Origin of the sequence: Oceanobacillus timonensis, assembly GCF_900166635.1 — a bacterium.
Classification (GTDB): domain Bacteria; phylum Bacillota; class Bacilli; order Bacillales; family Amphibacillaceae; genus Oceanobacillus; species Oceanobacillus timonensis.
Map to the genome: position 1 here is coordinate 2,586,738 of NZ_LT800497.1, position 20,150 is coordinate 2,606,887.

18 protein-coding genes are annotated in these 20,150 nt (G+C 41.2%); 4 read left to right on the top strand and 14 right to left on the bottom strand.

Annotation, left to right across the window (positions count from 1 at the left end; genetic code table 11):
* Positions 1 to 33: 33 nt before the first annotated feature.
* From B7E05_RS12625 to B7E05_RS12670, 10 genes are all read right to left on the bottom strand, one after another.
* Positions 34 to 1,563, bottom strand: a complete 1,530-nt coding sequence (locus tag B7E05_RS12625) for an acyl-CoA carboxylase subunit beta (RefSeq protein WP_080876300.1) — start codon at positions 1,561 to 1,563, stop codon at positions 34 to 36.
* Between the two features lie 22 nt (positions 1,564 to 1,585).
* Positions 1,586 to 2,365: an enoyl-CoA hydratase gene (locus B7E05_RS12630; RefSeq protein WP_179134538.1), complete on the bottom strand. Its 780-nt coding sequence runs from the start codon at positions 2,363 to 2,365 to the stop codon at positions 1,586 to 1,588.
* A gap of 21 nt (positions 2,366 to 2,386) precedes the next feature.
* Positions 2,387 to 2,596: an acetyl-CoA carboxylase biotin carboxyl carrier protein subunit gene (locus tag B7E05_RS12635; RefSeq protein WP_080874539.1), complete on the bottom strand. Its 210-nt coding sequence runs from the start codon at positions 2,594 to 2,596 to the stop codon at positions 2,387 to 2,389.
* A 1-nt stretch (position 2,597) separates the two neighbouring features.
* The gene (locus tag B7E05_RS12640) at positions 2,598 to 3,953 is read right to left on the bottom strand and encodes an acetyl-CoA carboxylase biotin carboxylase subunit (RefSeq protein ID WP_080874540.1); all 1,356 of its coding nucleotides are present in this window, start codon (positions 3,951 to 3,953) and stop codon (positions 2,598 to 2,600) included.
* A 16-nt stretch (positions 3,954 to 3,969) separates the two neighbouring features.
* Positions 3,970 to 5,112: an acyl-CoA dehydrogenase family protein gene (locus tag B7E05_RS12645; RefSeq protein WP_080874541.1), complete on the bottom strand. Its 1,143-nt coding sequence runs from the start codon at positions 5,110 to 5,112 to the stop codon at positions 3,970 to 3,972.
* Positions 5,113 to 5,245: 133 nt separating this feature from the next.
* A complete protein-coding gene (gene parC, locus B7E05_RS12650; protein ID WP_080874542.1) occupies positions 5,246 to 7,705 on the bottom strand; it encodes a DNA topoisomerase IV subunit A in 2,460 nt (819 codons plus the stop codon).
* A 25-nt stretch (positions 7,706 to 7,730) separates the two neighbouring features.
* Positions 7,731 to 9,686 (bottom strand): DNA topoisomerase IV subunit B, encoded by a 1,956-nt coding sequence (gene parE / locus B7E05_RS12655; protein WP_080874543.1) that lies wholly within the window; start codon positions 9,684 to 9,686, stop codon positions 7,731 to 7,733.
* Between the two features lie 514 nt (positions 9,687 to 10,200).
* Positions 10,201 to 10,617, bottom strand: coding sequence for a CoA-binding protein (locus tag B7E05_RS12660; RefSeq protein WP_080874544.1), 417 nt, complete (start codon positions 10,615 to 10,617; stop codon positions 10,201 to 10,203).
* Positions 10,618 to 10,661: 44 nt separating this feature from the next.
* The gene (locus B7E05_RS12665) at positions 10,662 to 12,185 is read right to left on the bottom strand and encodes an ABC transporter permease/substrate-binding protein (protein ID WP_080874545.1); all 1,524 of its coding nucleotides are present in this window, start codon (positions 12,183 to 12,185) and stop codon (positions 10,662 to 10,664) included.
* Positions 12,182 to 13,156 carry an ABC transporter ATP-binding protein gene (locus B7E05_RS12670; RefSeq protein ID WP_080874546.1) on the bottom strand — a complete coding sequence of 325 codons (975 nt, stop codon included), beginning with the start codon at positions 13,154 to 13,156 and terminating at the stop codon, positions 12,182 to 12,184. The genes B7E05_RS12665 and B7E05_RS12670 overlap by 4 nt, the downstream gene beginning before the upstream one ends.
* 289 nt (positions 13,157 to 13,445) lie before the next feature.
* Between B7E05_RS12670 and plsY the strand changes: the two genes are divergently transcribed.
* From plsY to B7E05_RS12690, 4 genes are all read left to right on the top strand, one after another.
* The gene (plsY, locus tag B7E05_RS12675; RefSeq protein WP_080874547.1) at positions 13,446 to 14,027 is read left to right on the top strand and encodes a glycerol-3-phosphate 1-O-acyltransferase PlsY; all 582 of its coding nucleotides are present in this window, start codon (positions 13,446 to 13,448) and stop codon (positions 14,025 to 14,027) included.
* A gap of 103 nt (positions 14,028 to 14,130) precedes the next feature.
* Positions 14,131 to 15,063, top strand: a complete 933-nt coding sequence (gene folE2 / locus B7E05_RS12680) for a GTP cyclohydrolase FolE2 (protein ID WP_080874548.1) — start codon at positions 14,131 to 14,133, stop codon at positions 15,061 to 15,063.
* 7 nt (positions 15,064 to 15,070) lie between these two features.
* Positions 15,071 to 15,307 (top strand): membrane protein insertion efficiency factor YidD, encoded by a 237-nt coding sequence (gene yidD / locus B7E05_RS12685; RefSeq protein WP_080874549.1) that lies wholly within the window; start codon positions 15,071 to 15,073, stop codon positions 15,305 to 15,307.
* A gap of 29 nt (positions 15,308 to 15,336) precedes the next feature.
* Positions 15,337 to 15,636 (top strand): HesB/YadR/YfhF family protein, encoded by a 300-nt coding sequence (locus tag B7E05_RS12690; protein WP_080874550.1) that lies wholly within the window; start codon positions 15,337 to 15,339, stop codon positions 15,634 to 15,636.
* Between the two features lie 52 nt (positions 15,637 to 15,688).
* Here the strand turns inward: B7E05_RS12690 and B7E05_RS12695 are convergent, their stop codons facing one another.
* The 4 genes from B7E05_RS12695 to acnA all read right to left on the bottom strand — a co-directional run bounded on the left by B7E05_RS12695 (position 15,689) and on the right by acnA (position 19,994).
* The gene (locus tag B7E05_RS12695) at positions 15,689 to 15,985 is read right to left on the bottom strand and encodes a hypothetical protein (RefSeq protein ID WP_080874551.1); all 297 of its coding nucleotides are present in this window, start codon (positions 15,983 to 15,985) and stop codon (positions 15,689 to 15,691) included.
* Between the two features lie 93 nt (positions 15,986 to 16,078).
* Positions 16,079 to 16,501 (bottom strand): acyl-CoA thioesterase, encoded by a 423-nt coding sequence (locus tag B7E05_RS12700; RefSeq protein WP_080876301.1) that lies wholly within the window; start codon positions 16,499 to 16,501, stop codon positions 16,079 to 16,081.
* A 30-nt stretch (positions 16,502 to 16,531) separates the two neighbouring features.
* Positions 16,532 to 17,134 carry a TlpA family protein disulfide reductase gene (locus tag B7E05_RS12705; protein WP_080874552.1) on the bottom strand — a complete coding sequence of 201 codons (603 nt, stop codon included), beginning with the start codon at positions 17,132 to 17,134 and terminating at the stop codon, positions 16,532 to 16,534.
* Between the two features lie 148 nt (positions 17,135 to 17,282).
* Positions 17,283 to 19,994, bottom strand: coding sequence for an aconitate hydratase AcnA (gene acnA / locus B7E05_RS12710; RefSeq protein WP_080874553.1), 2,712 nt, complete (start codon positions 19,992 to 19,994; stop codon positions 17,283 to 17,285).
* Between the last annotated feature and the right edge of the window lie 156 nt (positions 19,995 to 20,150).

Consider the following 20,150-nt stretch of genomic DNA (forward strand, 5'->3'; position numbering starts at 1 on the left):
AGTTCGAAGTAATCTGAGCGTTTTAATAATGTTTTATACCGGGTAGACCCCATGTTTCCGTTCTGTAAATTGCTTTTTCTTATTCTGATAAACGGAGAAACGGCTGGCCAGCTCATTTCTGAGATAATCCGGATGAATGATATCATCAATAATCATTTCCGAAGCTAAACGGTAAATATCAATGTTCTCTTTATAGGCAGCCTGCTTTTCCTGAATATAAGCTGCTCGCTCCTCTTCTGGCAGTTTGGCAATTTTATTTGCTTCAACAGCATTTACGGCTGCTTCCGGTCCCATAACAGCAATTTGTGCATTGGGGAATGCCAAACAGCAATCCGGGTCAAAAGCGGGCCCTGCCATTGCATAAAGGCCTGCCCCATAAGCTTTACGAACAATCACGGAAATTTTGGGTACCGTTACTTCACTCATTGCAAACAACATTTTGGCTCCATGGCGAATAATACCCTGCTGCTCTACCTTCGTTCCAATCATAAATCCGGGTACATCGGCTAAGAACAGTAATGGAATCCCGAATGCATCGCATAATTGGATAAACTTTGCTGCTTTATCTGCTGAATCGGTAAAAAGAACACCTCCTTTTACACGCGGCTGATTTGCAATCAATCCTACACTTTGACCGTCAATACGCGCCAAACCTGTAATTAATTCTGGAGCAAATCGCTTTTTTATCTCACAAAAGCTATCTTTATCAATCATGCGGTCTATCAGATCATACATATTGAACGCCACATTTTGATTTTCCGGGATAATTTCGCTAATGGACTTATCAAAAGTTTTTGGTTCTACAGGTGCCAACTGCTGCGGTTTTTCCCGAAAATTAGCAGGGAAATAGGTTAAGTACTTCTGTGCAAATTGAATCGCTTCCTCTTCGGTATCTACTAAAACATCGCCTACTCCCGAAGTCGTACAATGCATTTTTGCTCCGCCCATTTCTTCTAAGGAAACCTTCTCACCAATGACCTTTTCCGCCATACGCGGGGATCCCAAATACATCGATGCATTACCATCGACCATAACAACAATATCGCAGAAGGCCGGAATATAGGCACCGCCGGCAGCAGATGGGCCAAATAACAAGCAGACTTGCGGCACTCTGCCAGACAGCTTAATTTGATTATGAAAAATGCGTCCCGCTCCTCTTCTCCCCGGAAACATATCTATCTGATCTGTAATTCTGGCACCAGCAGAATCAACCAGATAAATCATCGGTACTTCCAGCCGTTCTGCGGTCTCTTGGATGCGTAAAATTTTCTCCACCGTCCGCTGCCCCCAGCTTCCCGCTTTGACCGTAGAATCATTCGCCATCGCGCAAACCGTCTGGCCATTTATTTTCCCCATCACCGTAATGACACCATCTGCCGGCAAATCCGCTGCCATTGCATTGGCAAATAACCCGTCTTCGATAACATCATGTGAGTCAAAAAGCAGTTGAATTCTTTCTCTTGCAAACAGCTTCCCCTTCTCAGCATTGCTATCATGATATTTTTGTTTTCCGCCCTGTTTTATTTTTTCAATGCGCTGCTCCAACTCTTCTTCCTTACGCATATAAGCACGCTCCTTCCCAGCTCTAATTTCCGTGATAATCCGGCTTTCTTTTTTCCTGAAATGCAAGCAAGCCTTCTTTTCTATCTTTTGTCGGGATAAGTTTTAAATAAGAAGCATGTTCCAGTTGAACCGCTTCATCCATTGGCAAATCCATCCCCTGGTTTATCGCCTGTTTTGCCTGTTTGATTGCTATTGGTCCATTTTTGGTTATTTTCCGGGCGATACTGACTGCCTCATCCTGTAAAAAGGAAGCAGCGACTGACCGCTCAATCAGTCCAATCGCGAAAGCATCCTCTGCAGAGATTGATTTGGCCGTATAAATAAGCAGCTTGGCCTGACCTATCCCGATTAATCTCGGCAATCGCTGGGTCCCCCCGGCTCCTGGTATAATCGCCAGAGATGTCTCTGTTAAGCCCATTTTCACATGATTCGCAGCAATACGCAGATCACAGGCCAAAGCCAGCTCCAGACCTCCTCCAAAAGCAACGCCATTAAGAGCTGCAATAACGGGTACATCTAATTTCTCTACGGAATCACAGACGTTGGAAATTTTCTGTACGGCGGCTGCAACTTCTTCATCATTCATTGTCTTTCGTTCTTTCAAATCAGCCCCTGCGCTAAAAGCCTTCTCTCCGCTAGCAGTAATAATCACCGTACGAATTTTTTCATCCGTTTTTATTTTTTGAATACAATGCTCTAATTCTGTGAGCAAAGCCGTGGATAAAGCGTTTGCAGCTTCCGGCCGATTTAATGTAATAACAGCTATATGATGATCAACCGTTTCATAGTTTACTAATTGCATAAACATTCACCCCAAACTGTTTTATTCGACAACCGCAATGGTATCGCCTTCATTTACAAAATCACCCTCTTGCACCTTCCATTCCTTTAAAACACCTTTTTCCTCTGCTGCAATCGGAATTTCCATTTTCATAGACTCTAAAATAACTATATCCTGTCCTTCTTCCACAGCTTCCCCCTGCTGTACTGTGATTTTCCATACGTTTCCTGCCATCGATGCTTTGATTTCCATTTTAATTCCCTCCTGTATTTGGTTGATAATATTTATCTAAAAAATTGGTTTGGGTATCCCCTTTTTTATACGCCTCATACGTAATAATTTCCTGAAGCATTGGTATGTTGGTTTTAATTCCTTCTACTTTGAATTGTTGCAGCGCTTTTTCCAGCTTATGAATTGCTTCTGACCGATTTTCCCCGTGAACAATCAGTTTGGCAATCATCGGGTCATAAAAATGTGTTACCGTATCTCCGGACGTCACCCCGCATTCATTCCGCACGCCCTCTCCTTGAGGTAGTTCCAGCGTAGTGATTTTACCCGGGGATGGAAAAAAGCGCACTGGATCTTCTGCATAAATCCTTCCTTCAATCGCATGCCCCTGTCTTGTTATTTCTTCTTGTGCAAAAGGAAGCTTCTGATCATTAGCAATGTTGATTTGCTCTTGAACGATATCCATACCCGTTATTTCTTCTGTGACAGGATGCTCTACCTGAATACGTGTATTCATTTCCAAAAAGTAAAATTGCTCCGATTCATCGACTAAAAATTCAATCGTTCCGGCATTCGTATAATGAATCGCTTGCGCAGCAATCACAGCTGTCTCTCCTAATTTCCTGCGAAGTTCCTCAGAAATAGATGGAGAAGGCGCTTCCTCCAATACCTTTTGGTTGCGGCGCTGAATCGAGCATTCTCTTTCAAATAAGTGAACCGTATTCTGATGATGGTCTGCTAACACCTGCACTTCAATATGTCTGCTGTTTGTAATCTGTTTTTCTATAAACATCGCTCCATCACCAAAGAAAGATGCTGCCCTTTTAGAATTATTTTCAAATGCTTTTTGCAATTCAACGGAAGAATGTACAATCTCCATCCCGATGCCGCCACCGCCAGCAGATGCTTTTAACATAACAGGATAGCCAATCTGTTCCGCAAAACGGGTTGCATCTTCTGCCGACTCCACAGCACGGTCTGTACCAGGAATGACAGGTACACCAGCTGCTATCATCGCTTTCCGGGCTTCAATTTTGCTTCCCATCAATCTTAAGATAGACGCTTCCGGGCCAATAAAGATAATTCCTTCTTCTTTGCACCGTTCTGCAAATGCCGGGCTTTCACTTAAAAAACCATAGCCGGGATGAACGGCATCAGCATGCGCCTTTTTCGCAATCGCTACCATTTTGTCTAATTGAAGATAGCTTTGCTGCACTTGGGAAGGACCAATATGGTATGCCTCGTCAGCCTCTTGTTTAAATAATGCATTTTCATCAGCATCCGAATAAACAGCTACCGTCTGGATATTCAGCTGCTTGCAACTGCGTATAATTCTTCTGGCTATCTCCCCGCGGTTGGCAATTAAAACCTTTTCTATCATAGCCTTCTCTCCTTTTCTAGCATCCCAGCTGTCTGGCAATAACCAGCCGCTGAATCTCCGATGTCCCTTCACCAATTTCTAATAACTTCGCATCTCTCAGCAGCCTTTCCACTTCATATTCCCGCATGTATCCGTAACCGCCATGAATTTGAATCGCTTGATTTGCCGCACGAAATGCCATTTCCGTTGCATATAATTTAGCGTAAGCTGCTTCTTTGGAAAAATTTCTGCCTTGATCCTTTAACCAGGCTGCTTTATAAACCATGTTACGTGCCAGTTCAATTTCCATCGCCATGTCCGCTAATTTAAATTGAATCGCCTGAAAACTGGAGATCGCTTTTCCGAATTGCTTCCGCTCTTTGGCGTACTGCAAAGAACGGTCTAAGGCAGCCTGCGCAATACCGACAGCTAATGCCGCAATGGAAATTCTTCCGCCATCTAATGTTTTCAAAAATTGTTGATGCCCTTGATGTTCTGTACCTAAGAGGTTTTCTTTAGGGACACGAACATTATCTAAAACAATTTCTGCCGTATCTGATCCACGGACTCCCATTTTGTCATAATCACTGCGAATGGTCAGTCCTTCCGAATCTGTCGGCACAATAATGGCAGAAATCTTATTCTTATTATCTGCATCTTTTTTAGTAACTGCTGTTACAATAATAAATTCCGCAAAACTGGCATTGGTAATGAAACATTTTTCTCCCTGAATAACATATTCATCTCCATCTCGTTTTGCGGTTGTTTTCGTCCCCCCGGAATCGGACCCCGCATTAGGCTCTGTTAAACCAAAAGCACCCAAAGTGTTTCCTTCAGCAATTGGTTTTAAAAACGTTTGCTTCTGCTCTTCCGTTCCAAAATAATATATAGGACTCGCACCTAAAGACACTGCCGCTGCATAGCTTAGTCCAGTACTTCCGCAGCGCTTCCCGATTTCTTCAACAGCAACAGCATATGAAATGGTATCACCGCCTGAGCCGCCGTAACTTTCAGGGAAAGGAATTCCTAATAAACCGAGCGCTCCCATGTCTTGAAAGATGTCTTTTGGAAAAGCTGCATTAACATCGATTTCTACTGCTCTTGGCCGGATTGTTTTTTCTGCAAAGTCCGAAACCATCCGCTGAATCATTTTTTGTTCTTTTGTTAAATCAAAATCCATTCTCGTGCCCCCTTTTGCAAATAATGAATGCGTTTCCATATTTATTTTATCAAAAGCTGAGGCTTAGGCAAAGGAAAAGATAAAAAAATCTCCCTAACTATGCTTTTTGCATGTTAAGGAGATAAACTTACCTTTATGATTCTTCTTCGTTAGCTTCAAATGGCTTTTCATAAACGGTTTCTTTATATACTTCGATGACTTCTCCTGTTTGATCAGCATCAAACATAAATGATCCATTTCCATAACGGTCGGATGCAGAAAACTCTAGTGGATTTACTTTCTGTGTATCTCCATTTTTGGTTTCATAGCAAATCATGTCCTGTTTATCTACCATAAAGAACCCTTGAATCCGGTGCGGTTTTTTCTTCAATTCCTTCAACATGGTTAATCCGCGCTTGGCCCGGCTGGATTTTTCAAAGGATTTTAACTTCATACGTTTGCTGGCCCCGCGCTGTGTGATGATAAATAAATCTTTAGGTGCTTCCGGGCCAAAAACTTGTCCATTAACGACGAAGTCATCATCTTTTAGGGCAATAGATTTTACTCCGGCTGCTCTTTGCCCGACAATAGAAACTTCATTTTCTTCATACCATAGGCCAAAACCTTTATTGGTTGTGATAAACAGATCTTTCTGACCGTCTGTCCGGGTAACATGAACAAGTTCATCATCGTTTTTCAGATTTAAAGCAATTAATGCTTTCCCGCGACGTTGTGCTTCATAAAGCTGGAATTCGCTTCGTTTGACCATGCCATTTTTGGTGAAGAACATTAAATACCCTTGTTCTTCCTTAAAATCACGAACAGGAATAACCTTCAGCAAATGTTCTTCTTTTTCCAGCGGGACAATATGTGAAATATGCTGCCCCATATCCTTCCAGCGAATATCAGGCAACTCATGAACAGCACAAAGAATATATCTTCCTTTGGTTGTGAACAGCATGATATCGTCCGTCGTATTAACCTCCAGCAGGCTGATTGGATGGTCATCATCTTTCAGCGGTAAATGTTCATTATTGGAAGCCGCATAAGACCGGAGACTGGTCCGTTTCACATAACCGTCTCTCGTTACGGAAACCAAGACATCTTCACTTGCCACGGTTACTTCGATATTGATTTTCAGCTCTTCCACTTTATCTTCAATATGTGTACGACGGTTATCAGCAAATTTTTTCTTGATTTGTCTCAAATCGTTTTTAATGGTTTGCAGCAGTTTCTTTTCACTATCCAAAATTCCTGACAGTTTTTCCATTTGTTCTCGCAACTCGCTAGCTTCTTCTTCCAGCTGGACAACATCCGTATTCGTTAACCGGTACAGCTGCAAGGTAACAATGGCTTCAGCTTGAGGCTCTGTAAAGTCGTATTTATCCATAATCTGACGTTTAGCGTCCGCTTTATCCTTTGATGCACGGATGGTTGCAATCAACTCATCTAAAATGGAAATGGCTTTGATTAACCCTTCCACAATATGGGCTCTTTTCTTCGCCTTATTTAAATCAAACCGCGTCTGGTTGGTTACAACTTCGCGCTGGTGGCTGATATACGCATCAAGAAGCTGCGGCAGCGATAAAAGCGTCGGTGTTTTATCTTTAATAGCCACCATATTGAAATGGTACGTAATCTGCAGGTCTGTGTTTTTATATAAGAAATTTAAGATGCCTTCACTGTTCGCGTCTTTCTTCAGTTCAACAACAATACGGAGCCCTGTCCGGTCTGTCTCATCGCGCACTTCTGCAATGCCCTCCACCTTCCTGTCAATGCGGAGTTCATCCATCTTCTTCACCATGGTGGCTTTATTTACTTCAAAAGGTACTTCTGTCACAACAATTTGTTCCCGGTTACCTTTTAACGTTTCAATCGCTGCTTTTCCGCGGACGACAACTTTTCCTTTGCCTGTCTCATATGCCTTCTTAATACCTTCGACCCCTTGGATAATGCCACCAGTCGGGAAGTCAGGTCCTTTCAACACATGCATTAAATCATCGACACTCGATGTCGGTTTATCCATCCGCATGATGACTGCATCGATGACTTCCGCCAGATTATGAGGAGGAATATCCGTTGCATATCCTGCAGAAATACCTGTAGAGCCATTCACTAAGAGATTCGGAAATTTCGCCGGCAAAACAACAGGTTCATCGGTTGTTTCATCGAAGTTAGGAATGTATTCAACGGTCTCTTTGTCAATATCCCGAAGAAGTTCTGATGCAATCGGGGATAGCCTCGCCTCTGTATAACGCATAGCTGCAGGAGGATCACCGTCGATACTGCCATTATTTCCGTGCATCTCAATCAGTCTATTACGCACTTTCCAATTCTGGCTTAAACGGACCATTGCCTCGTATACAGAAGAATCTCCATGCGGATGGTAGTTACCAATAACGGTTCCAACTGTTTTCGCCGCTTTTCTAAAATTCTTATCATGGGTATTTCGCTCTGTATGCATAGCATAAAGAATACGCCGTTGTACTGGTTTCATACCATCTCTGGCATCCGGCAGTGCCCGGTCCTGAATAATATATTTACTATATCTCCCAAAACGGTCCCCTATAACTTCTTCTAAAGGAAGATCTAAATATTTCTCTGTTTGATCCAAGTGGAATCACTCCTTACAATCCGAACTAATCTTCTTTATGAATATTTTCATTTTCCAAAATGGTTCCATCCTCTTGCAAACCAAATTTAACATGCCCTTCAATCCATTTACGACGGGGTTCCACTTTATCTCCCATTAACGTCGTTACTCTGCGTTCCGCCCGGGCAATATCATCAATGGAGACACGGATAAGCGTACGGGATTCAGGGTTCATGGTTGTCTCCCACAATTGGTCCGCATTCATTTCACCAAGTCCTTTATAGCGCTGGATATCATAACCATTCTTTAGTTCTTTTACTGCTTTTTGGAGCGCTTCTTCATCCCAGGCATAACGTGTTTTTTCCTGTTTTCCTTTTCCTTTCGTAATTTTAAACAGCGGCGGAAGTGCAATAAATACTTTTCCTGCTTCCACCAAAGGCCGCATATAACGATAGAAAAAAGTTAACAACAATACCTGGATATGTGCCCCGTCCGTATCTGCATCTGTCATAATGATAATTTTATCATATTGGACATCTTCCATATTAAAATCTCCGCCGACGCCCGCGCCTATCGTGTGAATAACCGTTGAAATTTCTTCATTTTTAAAAACATCTTCCAGTTTTGCTTTTTCCGTGTTAATGACCTTTCCTCTAAGCGGAAGTACAGCCTGGAATTTACGGTCACGGCCCTGCTTTGCAGAACCGCCTGCAGAGTCTCCCTCAACAAGGTATAACTCATTTTTCTTTGGGTTTTTGGATTGTGCCGGCGTTAGTTTCCCGCTCAACAACGAATCCTTTCTTTTTCGTTTCTTCCCGGTACGGGCTTCTTCCCGCGCTTTTCTAGCAGCTTCCCGCGCTTCTTTGGCACGGATAGATTTTTTGATCAGCAAGGAAGAAGTCTCTGCATTTTCTTCTAAAAAGTATGTCAGGTTTTCAGAAACAACCGCATCAACAGCGGAACGGGCCTCTGTTGTTCCTAATTTGCCTTTTGTCTGCCCTTCAAATTGCAGCTTATTCTCCGGCACCCGGACAGATACCACGGCAGTCATCCCTTCCCGGATATCCGTTCCTTCCAAGTTCTTATCTTTCTCTTTTAAAAGCCCGGCTCTTCTAGCATAATCATTTACCGTACGAGTAATGGCTGTTCTTGCCCCGAATTCATGCGTCCCGCCATCCCTGGTTCGTACATGGTTAACAAAAGAAAGCATATTTTCAGCAAATCCATCATTGAATTGAAAAGCAAAGTCAACTTCCATTTCGGATTGTTCCCCTTCAAAGGAGACAACCGGATGGAGCACGTCCTTTTCTTCATTCAGCCATTTTACAAAAGACTCCAGCCCATCAGGATATTGGTAAACCTGATGTTCTCCGTCATGCTCATCCTGCAGTTCAATTTTCAAACCTTTAAGAAGGAAGGCAGATTCTCTTAAACGTTCGGAAATGGTTTCAAAATTAAATGCGGTTATCGAGAAGATAGTCGGATCCGGCTTAAAGTGGATACAAGAACCTTTTTTTCTCGAAGGCCCTTTATCTTCTAATGTGGTTGCAGGATGCCCGCCATTTTCAAAACGCTGTTCATACTTATGCCCGTCACGATAGGTGGTGACTACCAGCCATTCAGATAAAGCATTGACGACAGAGGCTCCTACTCCGTGCAATCCGCCACTTGTTTTATAACTTCCTTGACCAAATTTTCCGCCTGCATGCAACACCGTAAAAATAACTTCAATGGTCGGTTTTCCCGTCGCATGCATTCCAATCGGCATTCCTCTGCCGCTGTCCTCCACAGAAATACTGTCATCTTTATGTATGGTTACCGTAATTTGATTGCCGTGACCAGCTAGTGCCTCGTCTACAGCATTATCTACAATTTCATAAACAAGATGATGTAATCCGCGAATATCTGTACTTCCGATATACATTCCCGGTCGTTTTCGTACTGCATCCAGCCCTTCCAGCACTTGGATGGAACTGTCAGAGTATTGATATTCATTCTCCACGAATCATCTTCTCCTTTCAAACTTCCTCATATACACATCATAGAACATTCGTTCTTCATTCGCAAATAGAAAAAGAATCAAACCTATTATTTAGGGTTCAACACCAAAATCTGCAGTGTTTTTCCGTAGCGGTTGCTACCATCAAAATAATACTCATTGATCACCCATAGATTTTGGTAAAGCGCCTTATTTAGCTCAATAAAAGTATTTTTTTCGCCGATACGTCAGCAAATACCTTGTTTATACACTATAGAGCAGAATTTGTTTTTTCGTCTAGTCTAAACATGCTTTCTTGCCGATAAATCTTTATAGAGAGACTTCATCCAATCAGGATAAACGCATTCTATCCATATTTACATCATTAATATCTTATTGGAAAAATCGCAGAAAAGCAAGATAATCATTTATTTAAGATGTTTGCACACGGATGCACATTTAAAATGAGAAAAGCCGAATCCGGTTTATCATTCCGGATTCAGCTTTTCTCATCGCGTATAAAATAAATGATAACACATTAATTCAATAACACGGCGTGTATCACTTTTATACAAAGATCCATCACTACTTCAAAATCATGTTCCTTTAAATAATCATAAGCTTCTTCATTCACAATCCCCTGCTGCGCCCAGAACATTTTACAGTCTGTTTGTACTGCATCCTTTGCAACTTCCATCAGCTGATCCGGCCGGCGGAAAACATTAATAATATCTATCGGTTCATTAACTTCTGTTAATGAAGGATACGCTTTTTCTCCAAGCACCTCATCAATCGTCGGGTTAACTGGAACGATTTTATATCCTTCCTCCTGCATTCTTTTGGCAATTTGATGCGATGTTCTTTCCGGATTAGCAGATAAACCGACAACTGCGATGGTCTTGGCATTCTCCAGGATTTCTTTTAATCTTTCTTGACTTGGATTCTCAACGGACATGATATTTCCTCCTTTAACGTGCATATTTGGAACTTTCATTCTAATTATTCCACAAAGCCTTTTTCTGTCAAATAATCTCTGGCAACATCTTCTGCAGATGCATCCTCATAATCCACTTGGTAATTCATCTCCTGCATTTCCTCATCTGTAATTTGCCCGCTCAGCTGATTCAGTATGTCCTCCAGTTCTGGATACTGTTCTAACGTATCTTCACGCATTAACGGAGCACCCTGATATGGCGGGAACAAGTTTTCAGAGTCTCCCAAGGATACCAGCCCTAATTCTACCATATAGCTGTCTGTTCCATAAGCATCAATCACATCTACCTCTCCACTGGAAATGGCTTCCTGACGCAGACCTGGATCCATCGTATTTACCTCATTAAAATCCAGATTATAAAGATCCTTCATCCCGACATAACCATCATAGCGGTCATTAAACTCTAATGTGAAACCGGCTGTCACCTGATCTTCAATTGTCTTCAAGTCAGAGATATCACGCAGATTATTTTCTTCTGCAAATTCTTCTGTCACTGCTACCGTATACGTATTATTAAACAACATTGGCTCTAAAAGTTCCAAATTATATGCTTCTTTGATGCCATCCCTTGCTTGTGCATATACTTCTTCTGCTTCATTGGATTCCGCCTGTTCATCAAGCATCGAAACAATAACGGTTCCTGTAAATTCCGGGTAAATATCAATGCTGCCTTGCTGCAGTGCGTTAAATACCATATCTGTTTTTCCGAGGTTCGGTTCTAAATCAACGGTAATATCGCTTTCCTCTTCGATTAATATTTTATACAGATTCATGATGATTTCCGGCTCTGCTCCTAATTTCCCGGCTATCACAATATCCCCTTTTTGATTGCTCGGAATCATAAACGGAATAGTTGCAACTAAAACAACAACAATCAACATTGCTGTAAAAGCTTTGATTCCGTAATTTTTAGACAGCTTCTCAAATAAGCGCAGAATAAAATCAAGTATAATAGCTAATAAAGCAGCTGGAATGGCCCCCAATAATACAAGCGGAATATCTCCTCCACGGTCTAACCCAAGTAAAATAATATCTCCAAGACCGCCGGCACCAATTAAAGCCGCGATGGTTGTTGTCCCCACGATAAGAACCATGGAGGTACGGATACCTGCCATAATAACAGGCATTGCAATTGGTAGATCCACCTTCATTAATTGCTTTCTTGTATTCATCCCCATGCCTCTGGCAGCTTCCTGTAAAGCCGGGTCTACTTCGGCTATTCCGGTGTATGTATTTCGGAGAATGGGCAGCAGTCCATAAAGAATAAGTGCAACGACCGCCGGCTGGATACCAATTCCCAAAAACGGTATTAAAAAAGCAAGCACAGCAAGACTTGGTATGGTCTGTAAAACAGCTGAAGTACCAATGATAGGTTCCGCAACGCGCGGATATCTTGTCAGCATAATGCCTATCGGTACAGCAATTAAAATAGCAATACCAAGGGAAATTAAAGAAATTTGCAAATGCTCCCAAATAGCCTGAAAGAGCATATCCTGCCTGTTCTGGAACACGTCAATCAATGCGTTCATAAAACACTCGCTCCTTCCTTCTCCTGCTGATAGAAGTATTGAAGGAGTTCGTCCCTTGTCACTGTTCCGACGACTTTTTGATTATTATCTACTACCGGAAAGTCCGTCTGGTTTGCCGAATGGATGATGGCATATGCATCTTCCAGTGTACTTTTTGCAGGAATCGTCACGCTGTTTTCCGGTGTCTGTTCAAGTACAGGCTGTTCCTCTTTTTTCATTACATCCTGAATAGATTTCAGCCACGGTGATTGTCGGTTTCCGATAAATTCTTCCACAAAACCATTTTGGGGGTGCTTCATTAATTGCTCCGGTGAGCCGCACTGTACTACACTTCCTTCTCTCATTAAACAAATCCGGTCACTCATTTTTAATGCCTCATCCATATCATGTGTTACAAACACAATCGTCTTTTTTATTTCTTTTTGCAATTTGTCGATATCGATTTGTAATTGTTCCCTGCTGATTGGATCAAGTGCACTGAACGGCTCGTCCATTAAAACAATGTCCGGATCTGCAGCCAATGCCCGGATAACACCGATACGCTGCTGCTGGCCACCAGACAATTCCAGCGGATAACGTTTTTTAAAAGTAGACGGGTCTAGCCCTACCATATCCAATAACTCATCCGTCCGTTTATCTACTTCTCCTTTTTTCCACTTCAATAGTTCAGGAACCACCTGGATATTTTCCTGAATAGTCATATGGGGAAATAAGGCAATCTGCTGCAGGACGTATCCAATATTCCATCGTAATTCATGAATGGAATAGTCACTTACCGGTTTTCCGTCTATGTATATCGTCCCTTCAGATGGATCAATCAGGCGGTTAATCATCTTCATTGTCGTTGTTTTTCCGCAGCCGCTGGGACCGATTAATGTCATAAATTCACCCTTTTCCACTGTCAGATTAAATTGATTGACAGCGGTTGTACCATCCGGGTATGTTTTTGTAACATCATCAAAAGTAATCATAAAAAACCTCCTCTAAAAACGATTCCCGATTATACGTGTTTAAAACCCATTCATTATTTTATTTTCATTGCCGTTAAAAGAAAATAAGAATTAGCTCCTTCCTAAAACAGGCTTTGAAACACTTTTCTAAAGAAAACTTAGTGCAACAAGGGAGGAAAGACAACAAATTGCCTTCATGACACGTATACTTTTTTAAAGTGTAAAAAAATATGTACTTAAACGGATTGGTTCATGCTAAAATAGCCATAGGAACATAGAATAAGAATTTGAAAAAGAGAGTTGGGAACGTATGGATTATATTATTTTCGGGATCATTGCTTATCTCTTAGGATCTATTCCATTCGCCTTAGTCATTGGCAAGATTGGTTATAAAATAGACATTCGTGAACATGGAAGCGGTAATCTTGGAGCTACTAATGCCTTCCGCGTACTTGGTTTTAAAGCAGGAAGCATTGTCATTCTGGGTGACATTTTAAAAGGGACGACAGCAGCTGTGTTGCCGCAATTATTTAACGCCGATGCTTATCCATTAATTATTGGTATTATTGCTGTTTTAGGACATACTTATCCGGTTTTTGCTAAATTTAAGGGCGGCAAAGCGGTCGCAACATCCGGCGGAATGATTCTGGGGATTAATCCTATCTTATTTATTATTATGATTGCAACATTCTTACTTTCGTTATATCTATCTAAGTATGTTTCCCTTTCCTCTATGATCACAGGGGTTGTTGCCTTTTTTGCATCCTTGTTTTTCCAAAACACCGGATTAACCATTGTTATCCTGATATTAACCATTTTTGTAGCGTATCGGCATTGGGCTAACATTAAACGAATCATAAATGGAACAGAGCCTAAAATAACTTGGATGTAAAGCCGATAGATTGAATATTTAAGCTTGATTCAGTATACTAGTGGCTATAATGATTGTTTAAACACTTGAACACTTCAGGCGTTTATTTAGAAAGGGCGTTTTTATGCAACAATTAAACACGATTCCATTAAAAAAACTTCCTTCAAAGGAAGAAAGACATAAATTATTTGGTTCTGTACCGCCTGGTGAGAAGAAAAAACCGACTGACAAAAACAAAATGGCTGATTTGCAAAATGTGAAACGCGATTTTCTTTTTGATTTAGATGCCGTCGGTGTTTCTAATGTAAAATACCCTGTCCGTGTTTTAAGCGGACAAGCACCATCTGAACAAACCACTGTGGGCACATTCACATTTTCATCCAGTATCCCTGCAAATAGTAAAGGAACGAATATGAGCCGTTTCATGGAACTGCTGGAACAATATCATCAAAATGGTTTTACTGTTTCTGTGGATGCATTAAAACAGTTTACAAAGGAATTGGCTATGAAACTGGAACAGACAGATGCAACGATTTCCGTCAGCTTTCCCTGGTTTTATGAGCGTAAAGCACCGTATAGTTCTGCAGCCGGGTTAAACCATGCGGAAGCCTCTGTTTCCGTTTGTTATTCCGTCAACAAGGGGTATCAGATTAATGTTTCTTTAAATGTGCAAATCACAACATTATGCCCCTGCTCCAAAGAAATCAGCGAATACAGCGCTCATAATCAACGTGGTAATGTAACAATCGAAGCAGAACTGGACTCTGATTTTTCCAATGCAGATGGGGATTGGAAGGTTCTTTTATTAGAAGCCGCTGAAAGTAATGCAAGTGCCAGACTCCATCCTGTTTTGAAAAGACCGGATGAAAAAATGGTAACAGAATCTGCCTATGAAAATCCCCGATTTGTGGAGGATATTGTTCGTTTAGTTGCTGCTGATTTATATGAATTACCTGCCGTCATGCAGTTTCATGTAGCCTGTCGTAATGAAGAGTCGATTCATATGCATGATGCTATTGCTTCTGTCACCTATGATAAACGCAACAGACAAGGGTGATTATCAAATGAAATATATTTTTATAGGGCTGATCCGCTTTTACCAGCTTGCTATCAGCCCTTTCACACCAGCAAGCTGCCGTTTTTATCCAACTTGTTCCGCTTACGCATTGGAAGCGTTTCGACGTTTTGGTTTTTTTAAAGGGGCTATATTATCTATAAAAAGAATTAGTAAATGCCATCCATTTCATGCAGGAGGCGTGGATTACGTTCCGGAAAAGGTTGAAAAGAAAAAGCATCCTTAAGATACTTTTTCTTGGAAGGGAGAGATATAATGGAAATAACAGTATCTGAACAAGCCGCAAATTGGTATAAAGAAGAGTTAGACTTACAAGATGAACAAAATGTTCGGTTCTTCCCGAGATATGGTGGAGTCGGCGGCAGAATAGCGGGATTTTCACTCGGTATTAAAGCGGAAGCACCCGAAAATGAATCGGCATCGACAAAGGTGAATGACATTCTATTTTTTATTGAAGAATCAGATGACTGGTATTTTGAAGGTGCTGATTTGTCCGTTACTTATGATGATTCCAGTGAAGAACCTAAAATAGAATATCTAGAAAGACAAGAATAGATTACACTCCATAAGAAAAACGCAGGTAAGTAAATATCTACCTGCGTTTTTCTTATTGAAACCGTTCCAATTGTTCCAGCTTATTTTCTGATTTTAAAATTTTCCATTGATAGTCACCGAATAAATCAAAATGGGGATACTCCGGCTTTAAATCAATCCAGGATTCATCCAACTGATATTTTCTGCCCCATTCTTTCAGTTTTTCCAAATCACTGCAACCCACTTTGGTTACTGTATTGCAACCAGGAAAGCGATCGTCCAGCCAATAATGTGTAATAAAATCAATTTTTCCAGCTCGGACATTGCGCTTCCACTGGTTTAATTCTTCTCTCTTTAATCCAAAAGCCATTCCTAATCCTCTTTCTTTAGAAAACTTGGTTGCCACCAAGCCTTTAGATGACAACCTTAGTTACACTTATGCAATAAGAAAGTTTATACTTTCTTAACTGCCAAGCTGTTTTTGATAGGCAGCATGCCAATCCGGAAATTTTCTGCGGATAGACAGCGGCCGAAAGGTATCTTTATCAACAATGGTATGTGTCGTTGTACCTGTAACAGCAATGTCTCCTTTTTCCGTTAAAATTTCATAACGGTAAACCGTACGTAAACCATCATAATCCTCCAGCCATGTCTTCACAACCGGTTTTTCACCATAGCGTACAGCATTTTTATAAGAAATCTGCGCATCAATCACCGGCGAAACAACATGATGCTGTTCCATACCTTGTTGGTAATTGAGTCCTAAAGCTTCTACAAACTTTGTACGGCCGATTTCGAACCACACGAGATAGTTTGCGTGATAAACCACTCCCATCTGGTCGGTTTCTTGATATCTCACTTCTATCGGTGTTTCTGTAACTAACAAGCTTTCTTCCTCCTCTTCCATTTCCGTCAATCAATCCATTTCCTGAACCATTTCTTCCATAAATTCATAATCCATCGGTCCAATTCTTCTGGGTTGTTGTATCGTACCATCTGTCCCTATAAAATAAGTCGTCGGTGCAGCATAGACCACATACGGTTCTGATAATGAGTTATCTTTATCTAACGGTACCGTAAAAGTATGTTCATTTTCATCAATAAAATCCCCAACATCCGACAATTGATTCTCATGCTGTGTCATATTAACAGCAACTACTTCCACCTCATCTTGATAATCTTCATAGAAATCCTGTATTTCAGGCATTTCCTCGATACATGGAGGACACCAGGAATACCAGAAATTTAATATTACTTTCTGTCCTTGTAAATCAGACAAACGGAAACTTTCTCCTTCCAACGTCTCCAGTTCAAAGTCAGGAGCAGGCTCCCCCGGTTCTATCCCAGCACTTTCTGCAGGTGCAATACCGGCACCTTGGCTGGAAGAACCATCATCTACAAGTTCCGCCTCTTCTTCCTCTCCCTCCGCTGTATCATCTGTTCTATCTACGAGTACATTAGCAATAACAATCCCGACAAGAATAAGCAATAGAATAAGCGCAAATATCCGTTTATACAATCGTATCTCCCACCATCCACATTGTTTTCCTTCTTCTATCGTACAGAGGAACGCAAATTTTGTAAAGAATATGAATTACCCATAGAAAAAGAGTTTTGCCTTCTAACAGCAAAACTCTTTTTCTTCATCAGCATAAACAACTAGTTGTTTATGCTTTGACTTTATTACGCAATACCATGCGCAGGATACCACCATGACGGTAGTAATCAATTTCAACATCACTATCAAAACGGGCAACTGCTTTAAAGGTAGTTACTTTTCCAGCTTCATCTGTTGCCGTTACATTCACTAAATCACCTGGTTTCACAGACTCATCTACTTCTACAGCAAATGTTTCTTTTCCAGTTAATCCTAAGCTTTCCGCACTGTCGCCTTTTTCAAATTGAAGCGGCAATACGCCCATCATAACAAGGTTAGAACGGTGAATACGCTCGAAGCTTTCTGCAATTACTGTTTTGATTCCTAACAGATTTGTACCTTTTGCAGCCCAGTCACGGGATGATCCCATTCCATAATCTTTTCCGCCAATAACGACAAGACCTGTTCCATCTTGCTGATATTTCATTGCAGCATCATAGATTGCCATGACTTCGCCAGTTGGCCAGTATGTTGTATAACCGCCCTCTGTGCCAGGAGCCAGCAAGTTACGAATACGAATGTTTGCAAATGTACCACGCATCATAATCTCATGGTTACCACGGCGAGATCCGTAAGAGTTAAAGTTTCTAGGGGAAACACCTTTTTCCTGCAAGAACTTACCTGCTGGCATATCTTTTGCGATAGCACCTGCTGGTGAGATATGGTCGGTTGTGACAGAATCTCCAAACAGGCCGATAGCACGTAATCCACTAAGTGGCTCAACAGTACCTGCTTCAGGTGTTAACCCTTCAAAGAATGGCGGGTTTTGGATATAAGTAGAATCCTCATCCCATTCAAACAACGGTTCATCTGTTGTATCAATTTCATTCCACTTTTCGTTTGAGTTGAATACATCTTCATACTCTTTACGGAAAATTTCAGGTGTTACTACTTTTTGAACTTCCTCTTTAATTTCTGTAAGTGTTGGCCAGATATCCTTCATGTAAACATCGTTACCTTCTGAATCTTTGCCGATAGGCTCCTTCACAAGGTCAAGATCCGTTGTACCTGCTAACGCGTACGCAACAACAAGCGGTGGAGAAGCAAGATAGTTTGCTTTTACCAGCGGATGGATACGACCTTCAAAGTTACGGTTACCGGACAATACAGAAGACGCAACTAAATCATTCGCTGCTATTGCTTCTTCAATCTCTTCACGTAAAGGCCCGGAGTTACCGATACATGTTGTACATCCATACCCTACAAGATTAAAGCCAAGTTTATCTAAATACGTTTGTAAACCAGCGTCTTCTAAGTAGCGTGTTACAACTTTTGAACCTGGTGCTAAAGAAGTTTTTACGTATTCAGGAACTTCCAAGCCTTTTTCAACTGCTTTTTTCGCAACCAATCCTGCACCTAACATCACATATGGGTTCGATGTGTTTGTACAAGAGGTAATAGCCGCGATAGCAAGGCTTCCTGTTTTCATGACAGAAGTTTTTCCATTTGGATGGTTGATTTCAACTTCTTTATCAAATTCAGATTTATCTAATCCAAATCCTTGGTTTCCTTCTTTGGCAGTAATTGCTTTATTAAATTCTTTTTTCATGTCAGAAAGAGCAATTAAATCTTGCGGACGTTTTGGACCGGAAAGATTCGGCTCTAATTCGGACAAGTTAATTTCAATGACTTTTGTATATTCCGGATCCACATCATCAGCGTCATACCATAAATCATTTTCTTTACTGTATTTTTCAACAACGCTGATCAGTTCATCACTGCGGCCGGTTAATTTTAAGTAATCAAGTGTTTCTTGGTCAACTGGGAAGAAACCACAAGTAGCGCCATATTCCGGAGCCATATTGGAAATCGTAGCACGATCCGCCAATGGCATATCTTTCAGCCCTGGACCAAAGTACTCAACAAATTTCCCGACAACATTTTGTTCACGCAGTACTTGTGTTACTTTCAATGCCAAGTCGGTTGCTGTTGTTCCATTCGGGAAAGAGCCGGTGAATTTTACGCCGATTACTTCTGGTGCAGGGAAATAAGATGGCTGTCCAAGCATGCCTGCTTCAGCTTCAATTCCGCCGACACCCCAGCCAAGGATACCAAGACCGTTAATCATAGTTGTATGAGAGTCAGTACCTACAAGTGAATCAGGGAAGGTATCAAACGTACCATCTTCATTTTCACGTGCATGGACCACATCAGCCAAATACTCCAGGTTTACCTGATGGACAATTCCGGTTGCAGGCGGTACTGCACGGTAATTATTAAATGCTTTTTGCGCCCAGTTTAAAAACTGATAACGCTCCGCATTACGTTCAAACTCCAATTCCATATTTGCACGTAATGCATCGGCTGTTCCATATTGGTCAACTTGAACAGAGTGGTCAATAACCAAATCTACCGGAACTTCCGGGTTGATTTTGTCCGGTTCTCCCCCAAGATCTACGGTTGCTTTACGCAGGGATGCCAGATCCACAACGGCAGGTACACCTGTAAAGTCTTGCAGGATGACACGGGAAGGTTTGAATGGAACATCTTCCCCTGTAGCCTTATCTGTTCCCCATTGTGCTAAGGATTCAACATGCTCATTTTTAATTTGATGCCCGTCTTGTTGTCTTAATAATGATTCTAAAAGAACACGGACAGAAAAAGGCAAGCGATCTACTTTACCTAATCCCGCTTCTTCCAGCGTTTTTAAACGGTAATAATGATACGTTTTACCATTTAATTCGAACTGCTTTTTTGCATTGTACGCATTTGTGTTCGACATATTGTGTTACCCCTTTCATTTCCTATCCTTCTCCCATTTAAAATGAAGAAGGTATTCCTTTTTCTTTCATCAACTATTCTAATTAATAAACCGTTCATAATATATAATATAGGAATCTAGTAAATAAAACAAATAATTATTGTTAAATAGTAGATA